Raw genomic sequence first — 13,386 nt, 5'->3', positions numbered from 1 at the left:
TTCGGCCTGATCAAGAGGCCAAGCCTTGCCCACCCAACGAAAACGCCGAGGTCGATGACCTCGGCGGGTGGGGTTCGTTTCGGAGCGACGAGAAGCCACTACCGAGGCGCAGCGGCTTCGGCCGACGAGGTGGAGATCGGAGGGGCGGCTTGGCCGGTCGGGATCAGTTCGAGCCGGAGATCCTTGAAGCGGACTTCGGTCGGGCCCCCCGAATGGAGCTGGAAGGCGAAGATCCCACGGCGATCGCCGATGGGGTCGTCGAAATCGGCACACAGTTTCCCGTTGATCATCGTCTTGATCTTCGGGCCGACGGCGACGATCTCATACGTGTTCCACTCGCCCATCTTGACATAACGCTCGCCCGACTCTTTCCAGAGCAGGCCCCGACCCAACTCCTCATAGACCTTGCCCCACCAGTCGGGGCCGATGTCGGCCTGATAGCCTTTGACCTCGTCATTAGGCGCGGCCTGGCTGCGGAACTGGATGCCGCTGTTCCCCTCGTTGGCGACAAGCTTGACTTGCAGGGTCAGCTTGAAGTCGGAGCAGAGCAGGTCCGAGCGGAGGAACGTGTTGTGCTTGAGCCCGGCCGTCTTGCCGACGATCTCGCCGTTCTCAACGCTCCAGAGACCTGATTCCCCTTGCCAGCCGGCCAGGTCGCGGCCGTTGAAGAACGAGGTGACGTTCTCGGCCGTGGCGAGCATCGGCCCCTGCGCGGGGCTGGCGAGGTAGGCGACGAGCGAGCGGACCTCGTGGTCGCTCAGGAGGGAGAGCAAATCATCGGGCATCATCGACTTGTCGCTCGGACGCCGGTCTTCGATCTCGGTCTGGGGAACCGTGACCGTCTCGTTGGCCGTGATGATCGTCAGGGCATCCTTGTCCTCGTCCCGGAGAAGACCGGTGAGGACGCGGCCGTCGGCGGTGGCGATGACGTGCGCGAGGTAGTCTTTGCCAATCAAGGCGCTGGGGTCGAGGACATTCGAGAGCAGGTAGTCGAGGTCGGCCCGGTTCGACCCGGTCAGCTCAGGGCCGACCTTGCCGCCGACGCCGAACAAGGTGTGGCACTGCTGGCAGGTCTTGGCGAACACCGCGCGGCCGAGCGCGGGGTCGGGGGCCTGAGACGGGCGGCCTGCCAGCTTCGCCTTGGTAGTAGCGATCAGTTTCGCCTTATCCTCGGTCGTCTCGCGGACCTCCCCCCAGTGCTTGGCGATCTGGGCGTCGACATCCTTGTCCTTGTGGTTGCGTAGCTGGCGGATCAGGTCAGCCGACAAGTCGGCGGGGGGGATCGTTCCCTTACCGACGGCCGCCAGCAGCGGCCGGGCAAAATCCACCCGCGCGGCCAGGGTGTTCAGCGCATCCCGTTTCTCAGTCGGCGTGAACTTCGCGTAACCGCCCAGCACGACCTCGGGAGTCTTCGGGTCGTCGAACGCTGCCAAGGCGCGGAGAGCAGGGCTCCGGAAGGCCGGGTCGGCGATCAGGACCTGCAAGGTCGGGACGGCCCCCGCATCCTTGACCTTGAGCAGGGCGGTCAACGCGTTCTGCCTCAGCCCGACCTCCGCGCGGGGGTCGGCCAGGGTCTTCCGCATCACCTCGAGGGCCGCGCCGTCGCCGAAGGTCACGCCCAAGGAGGTTGAGAGCGACCGGATCTCGGCGTTGTCCGACTTGGCCAGCTTGGCGAACGCTGAGGACCAGGCGGCGGGCCGGCTGACCTGGCGACGTCCCTTGAGCGACTCGTTCAAGCCTTGCAAGAGGGCAAGATGGACCTCGGACCGGTCGGTTCGTTCGAGGGTTTCGACGAGCAAGGCGATGGCTTCCGGCGTCCCGATGGCCCCGATCCGCCGCGCCATGAACGGCAAGAGGGGCGGGATCTTGGCCTCAGTCGCCAACTGGAGGGCGCGGGCGGGGTCAGCGACGGCCAGCGGCTCGGCCGCGTACCACTCCATGAGGGGGAGATTGTGGTCCCCTGCATCCTCACTCCGCTGCGTAAGCACCCCGAGAATCTCCCAGCGGTCCGCAACCGGGATCCGCTGCAAGGCCGAGGCGAGGTAGAGCCGAACAACCGGCGACGTGTCGGTCTTGGCCCGCTCGGCGAGCCAGCCCAGGACCAGCTTCGACGGCGGGGTTTCACAGGCGAACTGAACCGTCCAGGCGCGAAGGTAGGGGTCGCGATCGCCAAGGAACGCCTCGATCTCCTTCTCGCCAAGTCCGCCGGCAGCCTGCAAGGCCCAGAGGCCACGGAGCCGGTGGATCGGGTTTTCGGCCTGGCCCAACAAGGTATGCAAGGCCTGCCGGACCTCGGGCTTCGAACCCCGCTCCTGAAGAAGCCGGCGCGCATGGCGGGCGAAGAAGTCGTTCGGATCTTTTTGGAGCTTGACGAGTTCGGCGTCCGACTCCTTGCCCAGGTTAACCGGAGTGTGGATCGGGTCCTTATACGAGACTTTGAAGATCCGGCCATTGGTACGGTCGTGGATATCCATCTTCTGGTCGTGGCACTGCTGGCGGTCGTACCAGTCGATGAAATAGACCTGGCCGTCGGGTCCGTACTTCATGTTGATGATCTGCGACCAGCTATCGTTGGCCATGAGGAAGTCGGGGGCATGCCGACCAACGAAGCCGGACCCTTGGGGAACGAGAACGTCGCGGTTCAACCGGCCACCATGGATATTGTTCATGAACAGCGAGCCACGATACGTGGCGGGCCAGGCGCCACCGAGGTAGATCATGGCGCCGGCGTGCGCGTGCCCGCCACCGGCGTCGCCCGATCGGCCGTTGCCGGCGTGCGGGTTGGCGCCGAGGTAGTGGCGGTGGTCGGCGATCGTCTTGATGTCGTCATAGGTGTAGGGATTGAAGTGGGGCCCGGCCTGCCGTTCGTAGCGTCCCCCTTGGATCATCTGGTAGAGGTGCGGGATCACGCAGGCCGTCTCAAAGGCCTGGCCGTGCTCGTCGAAGTCGATGCCCCAGGGGTTGCTGGTCCCTTGCGAGAAGACCTCGAACTGGTGCTTCGTCGGGTGATAGCGCCAGATCCCGGCGTTGATCGGAACCCGCTGCTCATCGGGCGTACCGGGCTTGCCGACCCGCGAGTGGGTGAAGACGCCATGGCAGCCGTAGAGCCAACCGTCGGGGCCCCACGTGAACGAGTTCAAGGTCTCGTGCGTGTCCTGGTATCCCCAGCCGTCGAGCATGACTTGGGGGGGACCGTCGGGCCGGTCGTCGCCATCCTTATCGGGGATGAACAGGAACTGAGGCGCTGCGCCCACCCAGACGCCGCCGAAGCCGACCTCCAGGCCGCTGACCAGGTTCAGCTTGTCGGCGAAGACCTTTTTCGAGTCGAACTTGCCGTCGCCATCGGTGTCTTCGAAGATCAGGATGCAGTCACGCGCCTGGTCGTCGGGAAGACGAACGGGGTACGAGTGAGCCTCGGCGACCCAGAGGCGGCCCCGGTCGTCGATCGTGAACCCGATCGGCTGATGGATATCAGGCTCGCCAGCGAAGAGGGTAACTTTGAACCCGGCGGGCACCGTCATGGCGGCGGCCGCCTCGGCGGGGGGGAGACCGGCGTGGAGGAAGGCATCAGGCGCGGCGAGCACCCGACGGGGGTCGGCGGCGGGCCGGGTTTCGTGGACCCGGAAGTCATCGAAGTTGAGGTGTCCCCAGCCACCACTCTGCTTGTCCACCAGCCGGACGAAGAGCTCCTGGCCCTGGTAAGGGGTCAGGTCCACGACGACTCGCTTCAACTCCTCGGTGTCGTCACCCGAGATGCGCGAGACGACCTGCCCGTTCTCCCGGCGGACCAGTTGCACGCAGGTCTCCGGAGACGATCCTCCAGCCACGAGGAAGCTCGCGAACGGGTGGGTCACCTTGAACGGCAATGAGGTCAAGGTCCCCTGCGGCTGGTCGCCGTTGCGCTCGTAGCTTCCCACCCAGTACTGGCCGGCGTGATGACTCTTCATGTCGGAACGCCTTGCCGCGACCACGTCTCCTTGAATCGGCTGACCGGCGAACGCAGCTCCCTCGGCCGTCCAGTCCTTGAGCGACCCAGCCTCGAAGTCGAGGTTCAAGGGGCGTCCTCTCATGTCGACCGGCGCGACTCCAGGGTCGGCCCCCTCCGATCGGGTCGAAAAGAGCAGGGCAGGGAGAATCAACCAGAACCGGAGCCAGAGTCGCTGATGACCCGTCATTCGCGATCGCCTCTCATAAACCCATAAATAGGAAATGCCTGGGCGGTTCGTTCGGCCCACATCTTCGGATCAGTTCAGTCACCCAGACGTGTGCCGTCCCAGGAAAATCCCTCCTGGGCGACCTCGCTGAGGCCGCAGTCAGACTCTTTGAGGATACCGCCTGGCGGGTCCCAGGTCAGCAGAGCTCGGAGGAGAAGTTGGCATTCGCTCGCCTGAGAAGTGAAGCTGGAAAGCAGGGAGCGATCAAGCTCCCCGCTCTCCTGAGATCGCCCCCGAGGGGGCCTCAATAGCTATCGGCGCTGATCACCTCGGATCCCTTGGAGGTGGAAAGGGCCCGCCAGATCATCAGGCTAACCGAGTCTTTCACGAACCGGACGGAGCCGTCAGCCATGGCCGCATTTACCCCACCGGAGTGCTTGCTGCGAGCGACAAACGACTGCTCCTCGGCCCAACCATTGTAGCCGTTGCTCCCATCGATGACGGTGCAGCCCGGGATCCCATTCAAGTCCTGTTTCTGAGGACACATCCGGAAAATTTCGTCGAAGACTTTCGAGTTCGGCGTCAACCAGGACTGGAAGGTCTGCGCCCCCATGCCGATCATCGAGTCGCCGAGCGGACCAGTCCAATAGTTGTTCGACGGGCTGGTCGGGCCGATGTTCTCGGAGACGAACAGGGTATTGCTCAGGCCGTCAGTAATGTCCGAGAAGCTACCGCTCTTCCCATTGCTGAAGGGAGCACCGGCAAAGGTCACATTGGCCTTGGTCCACTGCCCATAGTTGGTGTTGCCGTAGTTGACCGGATAGTTGCAGCGGATCCGCGACCACGTAGGATTGTCCCACTCATTTTCCTTCAACCCATCGGACGGGCAGCCGAAGCAACTGACCTTCGTTTTGCGTGAGGTCCCATTCGCGATGTTGTTGTTCGAGATGGCAAAGTTAAACGAGTTGAACCATGCCATCTGTTCGAGTTGGGGACCGATTCGGGCGTGCCAGGTCCCTTCGTCGTACCAGGCGCCACTCGCGCTCCCGGGCGGGAGTGCATAGGGGTAGGGATAGGGCGTGCCCGGCGGCAGCGAGCCCGTCGTGTCGTGATAATTATGCATCGCCAAGGCGATCTGTTTGATGTTGTTCACGCATTGCGACCGGCGAGCCGCCTCGCGGGCCGCTTGAACTGCGGGAAGCAGAAGCGCAATCAACACGGCAATAATGGCGATGACAACGAGCAATTCGATCAAGGTAAAACCGCGGCGTGATCGACCCATGAATTAGCTCCGCTGCTTGGTGTTGGGGGACTTGGAGCCGGACTCCTTCGAGCTCATCGAGAAGTCTTGATCGGCTTTATTTTCCTTGACCTCAATGGAGAAGCCCGACTTGTAGCGGCTCGGGATTCCGACCGTCTTTGGAGGATGGTAATCGCTCGTCACTTGCGTGGGAGGCGCCGGTGGATTCGCGTGGAGAATCGCGGTGACCTTGCCGAGCGGAACCTTGTTGGCCACGTACCGGCCCTTCATGATCATGGCCTGAGTGATCGGTCCGTCCGCGAGATTCGCCGGGACGAACTGCACCGTGCCGTCCTCGATCGGCTGGCCGTCAACCGTGACCTCCCCTTCGAGCCGCGCAGACTGATAGTTGCTGCTGACCGCTTGGCTGCAGCCGGTCGACAGCCCCAAGGCGATGATTGGGATCGCATAGATGATTGGGATCGCATAATAGATGGACCGGGAATATTTCATGACTCGAAGCACTTTACCTCCATGAATTGTTTGAGGCACAAGAGACATCGCGGTGCGACCGCTTCAGCAGCCGCACAATGAGTCATGCCAGGGACCTTGAGCGATTTTCGTTCGAGTGAATCACGATCCGAGCGACCGAGGGGGGGATAACTCGAAGGCAAACCTCGCCCAACAATAAAAGGCTCTGATCATTGCATTCAATGCGTTACCGCTGCGGACTTCGAGAATGAAAAATGTCCGTAAAATGCTGTATTCATCCGCACATCATCCCTATTCCTTTCTCAGGCAGACCTCAGTGAATTTGTCCGTCGCCCACTCGTGAAACCTTCGCCGGCAACTCGATTCCAGGCGTATGGAAACCGTTCTCGCCATGAGAATGCGTACCATTCCCAGCGGGAAGCGCACCCGGCGGCATGGTTTTCCCTTGGGAAGACGCCGGCCTCAGCGTCCCAAACTTGCGCACCTGGGCGGTGATCCCCGCCTCCGTCGGGAGCCGCTCCATCGAGCTCGCCCCGTAGAAACCGACCACGTCCGGGCAGCGATCCAAGATGTACTGGGCATCCTCGGGCAGCGCGATCGGGCCGCCGTGACAAAGGATCAGGATGTCCGGCCGGTGCGACTTGGCGGCCGCTGTGATCCGCTGGATCTCGTCGGCGGATTGGGCCAACGACTTCGCCGTGACCGTCGCGACCGTGCGTTCGACCGTCAGACCCATGTGGACGATCAGAGCGTCGGCCCCCGCGTCGGCCATCCACCGCGCCTGCTCGGCGTCGAAGACGTAAGGGGTCGTCAGCAAGCCCATCTCGTGAGCCTCGGCCACGCACTCTACTTCGAGCATGTAGCTCATCCCCGTCTCTTCGAGGTTCTTGCGAAAATGGCCGTCGATCAGGCCGACGGTGGGGAAGTTCTGGATGCCCGCGAACCCAAGCTCAATCAACTCCTTGAGAAAATGCGTGCGAAGCAAAAACGGATCGGTGCCGCAGACCCCCGCCAGGACCGGCGTACGCTTCACCGCCGAGAGCACCTCGGGGGCCATCTCCTTGACGATCTGGTTGGCGTTGCCATAGGCGAGCAGACCGGCCAGCGAACCGCAGCCGGCCATCCGGAATCGCCCTGAATTGTAGATGACGATCAGGTCGACCCCGCCCGCCTCCTCCGCCTTCGCCGAAATCCCCGTGCCGGCCCCGGCACCGAGGATCGGCAGGCCGGCGTCGACCTTCTTCCGTAGTTGCTTCACAATTTCCGCACTTGTCAACTTATTCATAATCAATTCGCCAGGGACGGCGGTGTATTCAAGGTCGTCCGCTCTGAAGTACAGCATTCCAGGCGTTCCCAAACTAGAGGCGGGCGTGCGCCTCCCCGTCAATCGACGCAGGGAATCCGCCCCAGCCTCCCGGTGGCTTTGCCGGAAGCGGGTGCTTGAAAAATGGATGGTAGTTTCGCGGAGAAGTCAGAGTCGGGACGGTTGGCCGCCAACGCCCCGCGGCCGATCTGCTTTCATGCAGAACTTGCGCCAACATGTCCAGACCAAACCAAATAATCTGTAAGCAGCTTCCTCACCAAGTCTTTATGTAAACTTGAAGAAACACGAGCATCGGCTAGACACTGTGTATCCACTGTGCCACAGTATCCACCTGAGTACACAGCCCCCACGTTCCGGTGACGTTTCCCGGATACTAAGATGAACAATATTCATAAACTATTCGCGTCACACCGCGGCCAGAGATCGCCGCTGGTTGGGGTGGTTGCGGGGTCGGGGTTGGTCACGAGCGGTGCGCTTGATGCCGGCGCCGACTTGCTGTTCGCGCTCAACTCCGGGTTCTATCGGAGCCAGGGGAGCGGGTCGTTCGCCGCCTTTCTGCCGTACGGGAACGCCAACGACCAGACCGAGGACCTGCTTCGGGAGCATCTCCTCCCGCGCCGCGGTCGGATGCCGGTCATCGCGGGCCTGCTGGTCAACGACCCCACCCATTCGCTCGAGGAGCGGCTGGCCAGGTTGCGGCAACTCGGTGTGGAAGGGGTCGTCAACTGGCCGACCGTCGGTTTCATCGACGGCCATTTTCGCGGAGCGCTGGAGGCCGCGGGGTTGGGGACCGAGGCCGAGATCGGGATGCTCCATCGCGCCAAGGCAATGGGGTTCGCCACCTTCGGGTTCGCCGTGGTCGGCGACGGCTCGGCGTCGAGATTCGCCACGGCCGGCGTCGACGCGATGATCATGGGCCTCGGCCTGACCCACGAGGTCCACGACGTCCAGGAACGACGTGATCATATCCAGCATTCATGCACTCTACTCAATGCCATGCTTGAGGAAGTGCATCAAACCGGCCACGCACCCGTCTGCCTGGCATTCGGCGGGCCGATCACGACGCCCGAGGACCTGGAGCAATTGCTCGCCCATAGCGCCATTGATGGGTTCGCGGGAGGTTCGGTCTTCGAGCGGCTCCCGTTCCAGAGTGCGATCGTCTCCCTGGTCCGCCGGTTCAAGAGCCTCTTGCTCCGCGCAGGCGACGTGGTCCACCCCGCCGGATTCGGCCCTTTGGTCGGCGTTTCCGACCAGATGCTCGAGCTCTACCGACGGGTGGAGCGGGTGGCCCCGTTCGACGTCAGCGTCTACATTCAGGGGGAATCGGGATCAGGTAAGGAACTAGTCGCGACGCAGATTCACCGACTGAGCTTGCGGCGTCATCGTGCGTTCGTCACGGTCAACTGTGGCGCCATCCCCGACAGCCTGTTCGAGTCAGAGCTGTTCGGCCACGAAAAGGGGGCGTTCACCGGTGCCCACCGGCGCAGGCTCGGCAAGTTCGAGCTGGCCCATGGGGGGACGCTCTTCCTCGACGAAGTGGCCGACCTCAGCCCGCATGGCCAGGTGGCATTGCTCCGCGCGATTCAGCAGCGCGAGATCACTCCGGTCGGCGGTGAGCGTCCCAAGTCAGTGGACGTCCGGATCCTGGCCGCGTCCAACCGGCCCTTGTCCCAGCTCATCGACGAAGGGGAGTTCCGCGCAGACCTGTACTACCGCCTGAACGGCGTCACCATCGAACTGCCACCGCTCCGCTCCCGCTTGAAAGACATCCCGTTCTTGGCCGAACACATCCTGGGCCGGCTCAGCGTCCAGTTCAAGCGGATGGTGCTCAGCCTATCCTCCGACTTCTACGCGAAGATCATCGAGCACGACTGGCCAGGCAATGTCCGCGAGCTCGAACATGTGCTCACCCAATCCATCATGCTCGAAGACGGTCCGATCCTCGATGGCAAGCATTTCGAACCCGTCTCGCGCCGATCGAACGAGGCACGCCCACTCCGAGACAATGACCTGGACCTCGATCCGTTGGCCGCCCGCCGGAGGGCCCTCCGCCGCGCCATGCAGCAGGCGGGGGGAAACAAGAGCAGGGCCGCAGAGCTCCTCGGTGTCACCCGCCGGACGCTCTACGCCTGGCTCCGCGAATCCAGCCCCGAAGTCGACCCTTCTCAAAAATCCTGATGCATGCCCTTTCCCACTCACCCAGGCGGCCGGTCGGCCGTGGCGACCGGCTGCGGGGCCACCGGGTCTTCTTGAAGCGGAGGCGGAACAGGAGCGGCGGGGAGTTCGATGGTGAAGCAGCTTCCTTGCCCCAACGCCCCTTGCGCAGAGATGGTGCCGCCGAACGCCGTGACGATCCTTCGAGCCACGGCCAGGCCCAGCCCGACCCCTCGTTGGTCGCGGCGGGCGGCCTCAGGGGCACGGTAGAAGGGCTCGAAGGCCCGGGCCTGCCCTTCGGCAGAGAGCCCATCCCCCTGATCCTTCACGGCGAGCGAGACGAGACCGCCTTGCCGCCCCGTCCGAACAAGGATTGACGTATTCTGAGGACTATATTTGCAGGCGTTGTCGAGCAGGTTGTCGACCGCCTGGGCGAGCAGGAGGGGATGGACCCGCACCCAGAGCGGGCCGGGGCATGATGCTTCCATCCGCAGGTCCGATCCGCGCGCATGGCCAGACCATCCCCCAAGGTGCTCGGGCACCCAGCAGGCCAGGTCGATGACCACCGGTTCCGGGCGCCCGGCTTCTGCCTCGGTCCTCGCCAGGAAGAGCAGGCTCTCGATGATCTGCTGGAGGTGGACCGCCTTGTGGCGAACGATGCCGAGCACGCGGCGGTATTCTTCGGGAGGTCGATCGCGCCGGAGGACGACGTCGACCTGGCCGAGCAGACCGGCCAGAGGGGTGCGCAACTGGTGCGAAGCGTCACCGGTAAACCGCCGCTGCTGCTGGAGCGTCTCGTGCAGGCGATCGAGCAGACCGTTGAACGCCTGCCCCAGATCCTCGAGCTCGTCCCCCGTTTTCGGGACGGGCAAGCGCTCGCGGCGATCCTCCGCGTCGGCGTCGCGCGCGGCCATGGCCATCTCCGTCAAGGGAGCCAGCCCGCGTCGGCAGAGCCTGCGATTGACCGCGGCGGCCACCAGCCAGAGGGCCGTCGACAAGGCGATCAGGGTCAGCCGAAGGCGGTTCAGTGTCGCCTCCGTCGGCCCCAGAGGGGCGTAGGCGACCAGGATCAACGCGGAATGTCTCCCGCGAGCGAGCGCCTCGGGCGAATCCACCGGCTCCTTTCCCTGGAGCGCATCCGAAACGGTCAGCCGCCGCGACTTGACCATCCAGGGGCGGCCGTCACGCCCCGAGAATCGGCCGGCGGTCGGCTCTTCGGGAAGATCGAGCGAGAGGCGGCGGGGGTTGAGGTTGGGCGACCGGTCGATCAATCGCCCCCCTGCGTCGCGGACGACCCAGCGGAGTTGGTCGGCCCCCGCATCCAGGCCCACGCCCAGCACGCGTTCATCCGGTTCCCACTCAACCCCCTCCGGCCCCACCTCGGCGGCGGCCGTCAGAGTCGTCAGAGCCGAGTCGAGCCGCTCGTCGATCAGCCGATAGAGGTGATGGACCGCCAAACCGTCGAGTGTCGCGGAGAAGCCGATCAGGACGATCGCAAGCGCAGCCAGGAACGACATCGAGAGCCGAGAGGCGAGGCTCATGGCATTCCTTCCGGCCCTCGGGGCGATTCGCCGAACAGGTAGCCCCGGCCACGCAAGGTGTGGATCAGCCGGGTGCCATTCTGCGATTCCAGCTTGCGGCGCAGCTCTTTGACATGGACTTCCAGCGTGTTGGAAAGACCGTCAAAGCTCTCATCCCAGACATGATCATAGATCCGCGTTCGCGTCAGGACCTGCCCCGGGTGCCTCAGGAAGTAGACGAGGAGCGCCTGCTCCTTGGGTGTCAGGTCGAGCGCCTTTCCGGCCCGCTCCGCCCGTCCTGCGATCGCATCGACGCGGACGTCGCCGTACTTCAACACGCCCCCCGTTCCGTGCCCACCCCGGCGGACCAAGGCGCGCACTCGGGCCAGCAGTTCCTCGAAGCTGAACGGCTTGCAGAGATAGTCGTCGGCCCCGCCGTCCAGACCGCGGACCCGGTCGGAGACGGCGTCACGCGCCGTCAGGAAGAGGACAGGCGACTCGCCTCCCGACTGGCGGAATCGTTTGAGCAAGACTAGGCCGTCAGGGCCGGGGAGCCACCAGTCAAGGACGATCAAATCCCAGTTCAGGTCCAGGAGCGCCACCCTGGCGGTATCACCGTCCGGGGCGTGTTCGACCAGATACCCCTCTTCGCTCAATCCACGGATCAACGAATCGGCAATTTCGACGTCGTCTTCGACTACCAAGATCCGGGTTTCCATGACGCTGAAACCGCCCTTCCCCCTCCCAGCAAACTGCCCCCTCGTCGCTCAACACGCGAGGGGGCGTTTGGGGAAACTCTTCACCACTTCACCGTTGCGAGCGGGGCAAGCCCCGCCGCTCGGCCCTTTGGCAACGTCGCTTTCAATCACTTGCCCTTGGCGGGCTTCGCTTCTTTCTCATCATCTTCGTCTTCTTCAGTCTTGACAATCTTCCCCTTGGCGTCCAGCACGACTTCCGCCGACCCCACGACAACCTCGTAGCTGACGGAGCCGTCCCCTCCCTTGGTGATTTCTTCCGCCTTCTTGATCTTCACATTGGGATACTTGGCCGCCAAGGTCTTCTTGACCGCCTCGGGGAGCGCATCGGCGGCGATTTCCTTCTCGATCTCCACGATCGTGCCGTCCGGCTTGATCGCCAAATCGACGGAGTGCCCCTCGACCTTCAGCGAGACCTCATAGGTCGTCACGCCATCCTCAACCTCTTTGGCTGCTTCGTCGATCTTCGCCTTGGGAAACTTGGCCTTGGCAGCTTTGAGCACGGCCGCGGGCAGTTTGTCTACGGGGATACTCTCTTCGTCGGCCCCGGCCACCGCACCCAGCACCAGCGAACCAACGAGTCCCGAAAGAGCCGTCCATCGCGCAAATCGAGTCATCATCATCACTCTCCGCTTGTTTGGGACATGGTGAATCGCGCCGAAGGCACATCGAAGTCCCACCGGCGATGACCGATCTTAGCGAGCGGACCTGAAGCCCTGATGAGCGCAGTCTAAATTATTCCTTATCCAGGGAAAGTGGTCTCCGCACCGTAAACCACGGAGATCACAAAAACCAAAGTGAATCTTTGAGCAACCCTGGAGTTCTTCCCCCTTTTCATTCAGGCGAGTCCAAGGATGCCGAGCGCATCCCGCTCGATCATCGCCTCGATCGCCTCTTCATTCAGTTTCGGCAAGCCGGTCCCCTGAGTCATGGCGTTGAGCTTGCGCAGACCGTCGATCGAGGCGTTGACGGTGGTGAAAGGGTAGTCGCTCCCGAAGAGGAGTTTCTCCCAGACGCCGTATTCCTGCACGAGCATCAGGCTCTGGTAAAGCTGAAACGGCCGATAGTGCAAAGCGCTGACGTCGGCGTAGACGTTCGGATGCTTGCGGATGGTGGCGACGCATTCCCCCTCATACGGATGCGAGAGGTGCGCCATGATGATCTTCACATCCGGGAAGCGGATCGCGACGGCGTCGAGGTGGCGGGGGAGCGTACACTCCAGCGGGGCCTGCGCGATGAAGGTCGTACCTGTGTGGAGCAGGACGGGAAGGTTGTGCCGTGTCGCGTAGCGCCAGAGCGGGTCGAGCCGCGGTTCATCGGGTCGGAACCCGGCGTACATCGACAGCAGTTTGATCCCGCGAAGGCCAAGGTCCTGGTGCCCTTGCTCCATCTCCGCTTCCCAGCCCTCCTGGGTGGGGTCGACGGAGAGGAAGCCGATCAGCGTCCTGGGATGGGCGTTGACGTAGCGGGCCACGTACAGGTCGTCGACCCAGAGTCCACTCAGCTTCGCCTTGCCGCCGAAGACGATCGCCTTGGCCCCCGGCAGGGTTGAAGCCTGATAGTCTTCGAACCGGACGGTGAGGTCGACCTCGACGCCCGCTCTCGCCCGGCGTGCCTGGCGGCGAAAGTCGTCGTTGAAGTGGAGCGGGTACTGCCAAGCATGACTGTGAACGTCGACGATCATGAGAGTTTCCCCCGGGCGTCGACGGCGATCGGACGGAGCGATCGACCCTCGAGCCACCGGAAT

Annotated in this window: 8 protein-coding genes and 1 pseudogene; 1 reads left to right on the top strand and 8 read right to left on the bottom strand. The window is 63.5% G+C overall.

What is annotated here, in order from left to right:
- Positions 1-98: 98 nt before the first annotated feature.
- From SINAC_RS02095 to SINAC_RS02080, 4 genes and pseudogenes are all read right to left on the bottom strand, one after another.
- Positions 99-4,175, bottom strand: a complete 4,077-nt coding sequence (locus tag SINAC_RS02095; RefSeq protein WP_015244054.1) for a PVC-type heme-binding CxxCH protein — start codon at positions 4,173-4,175, stop codon at positions 99-101.
- A 283-nt stretch (positions 4,176-4,458) separates the two neighbouring features.
- Positions 4,459-5,436 (bottom strand): DUF1559 domain-containing protein, encoded by a 978-nt coding sequence (locus SINAC_RS02090; RefSeq protein WP_015244053.1) that lies wholly within the window; start codon positions 5,434-5,436, stop codon positions 4,459-4,461.
- 3 nt (positions 5,437-5,439) lie between these two features.
- Positions 5,440-5,907 (bottom strand): hypothetical protein, encoded by a 468-nt coding sequence (locus tag SINAC_RS02085; protein ID WP_020467444.1) that lies wholly within the window; start codon positions 5,905-5,907, stop codon positions 5,440-5,442.
- 439 nt (positions 5,908-6,346) lie between these two features.
- Positions 6,347-7,171 (bottom strand): annotated as a pseudogene (locus SINAC_RS02080) (phosphoenolpyruvate hydrolase family protein); the annotation flags it as partial.
- Positions 7,172-7,588: 417 nt separating this feature from the next.
- On the opposite strand from SINAC_RS02080, the gene SINAC_RS02075 reads away from it, so the two are divergent.
- On the top strand, positions 7,589-9,388 hold the full coding sequence (locus SINAC_RS02075; protein WP_015244050.1) for a sigma-54-dependent Fis family transcriptional regulator: 1,800 nt from the start codon (positions 7,589-7,591) through the stop codon (positions 9,386-9,388).
- A gap of 17 nt (positions 9,389-9,405) precedes the next feature.
- Here SINAC_RS02075 and SINAC_RS02070 read toward each other — a convergent pair whose 3' ends face one another.
- The 4 genes from SINAC_RS02070 to SINAC_RS02055 form a co-directional block, all read right to left on the bottom strand.
- A complete protein-coding gene (locus SINAC_RS02070) occupies positions 9,406-10,905 on the bottom strand; it encodes a sensor histidine kinase (protein ID WP_015244049.1) in 1,500 nt (499 codons plus the stop codon).
- Positions 10,902-11,603 carry a response regulator transcription factor gene (locus SINAC_RS02065; RefSeq protein ID WP_015244048.1) on the bottom strand — a complete coding sequence of 234 codons (702 nt, stop codon included), beginning with the start codon at positions 11,601-11,603 and terminating at the stop codon, positions 10,902-10,904. Before SINAC_RS02065 ends, SINAC_RS02070 begins: the two co-directional genes overlap by 4 nt.
- A 146-nt stretch (positions 11,604-11,749) precedes the next feature.
- Positions 11,750-12,262 carry a PepSY-like domain-containing protein gene (locus SINAC_RS02060; RefSeq protein ID WP_237722891.1) on the bottom strand — a complete coding sequence of 171 codons (513 nt, stop codon included), beginning with the start codon at positions 12,260-12,262 and terminating at the stop codon, positions 11,750-11,752.
- Between the two features lie 215 nt (positions 12,263-12,477).
- Positions 12,478-13,323 (bottom strand): amidohydrolase family protein, encoded by an 846-nt coding sequence (locus SINAC_RS02055; RefSeq protein ID WP_015244046.1) that lies wholly within the window; start codon positions 13,321-13,323, stop codon positions 12,478-12,480.
- Between the last annotated feature and the right edge of the window lie 63 nt (positions 13,324-13,386).

This window comes from Singulisphaera acidiphila DSM 18658 (genome assembly GCF_000242455.2).
Lineage (GTDB): Bacteria > Planctomycetota > Planctomycetia > Isosphaerales > Isosphaeraceae > Singulisphaera > Singulisphaera acidiphila.
This window is presented reverse-complemented; position numbering and strand designations above follow the sequence as displayed.

Excerpts from the sequence above, each read along its gene's own strand:
- SINAC_RS02095 (WP_015244054.1), bottom strand. The coding sequence starts at position 4,175 with ATGACGGGTCATCAGCGACTCTGGCTCCGGTTCTGGTTGATTCTCCCT.
- SINAC_RS02090 (WP_015244053.1), bottom strand. The coding sequence starts at position 5,436 with ATGGGTCGATCACGCCGCGGTTTTACCTTGATCGAATTGCTCGTTGTC.
- SINAC_RS02085 (WP_020467444.1), bottom strand. The coding sequence starts at position 5,907 with ATGAAATATTCCCGGTCCATCTATTATGCGATCCCAATCATCTATGCG.
- SINAC_RS02075 (WP_015244050.1), top strand. The coding sequence starts at position 7,589 with ATGAACAATATTCATAAACTATTCGCGTCACACCGCGGCCAGAGATCG.
- SINAC_RS02070 (WP_015244049.1), bottom strand. The coding sequence starts at position 10,905 with ATGAGCCTCGCCTCTCGGCTCTCGATGTCGTTCCTGGCTGCGCTTGCG.
- SINAC_RS02065 (WP_015244048.1), bottom strand. The coding sequence starts at position 11,603 with ATGGAAACCCGGATCTTGGTAGTCGAAGACGACGTCGAAATTGCCGAT.
- SINAC_RS02060 (WP_237722891.1), bottom strand. The coding sequence starts at position 12,262 with ATGATGATGACTCGATTTGCGCGATGGACGGCTCTTTCGGGACTCGTT.
- SINAC_RS02055 (WP_015244046.1), bottom strand. The coding sequence starts at position 13,323 with ATGATCGTCGACGTTCACAGTCATGCTTGGCAGTACCCGCTCCACTTC.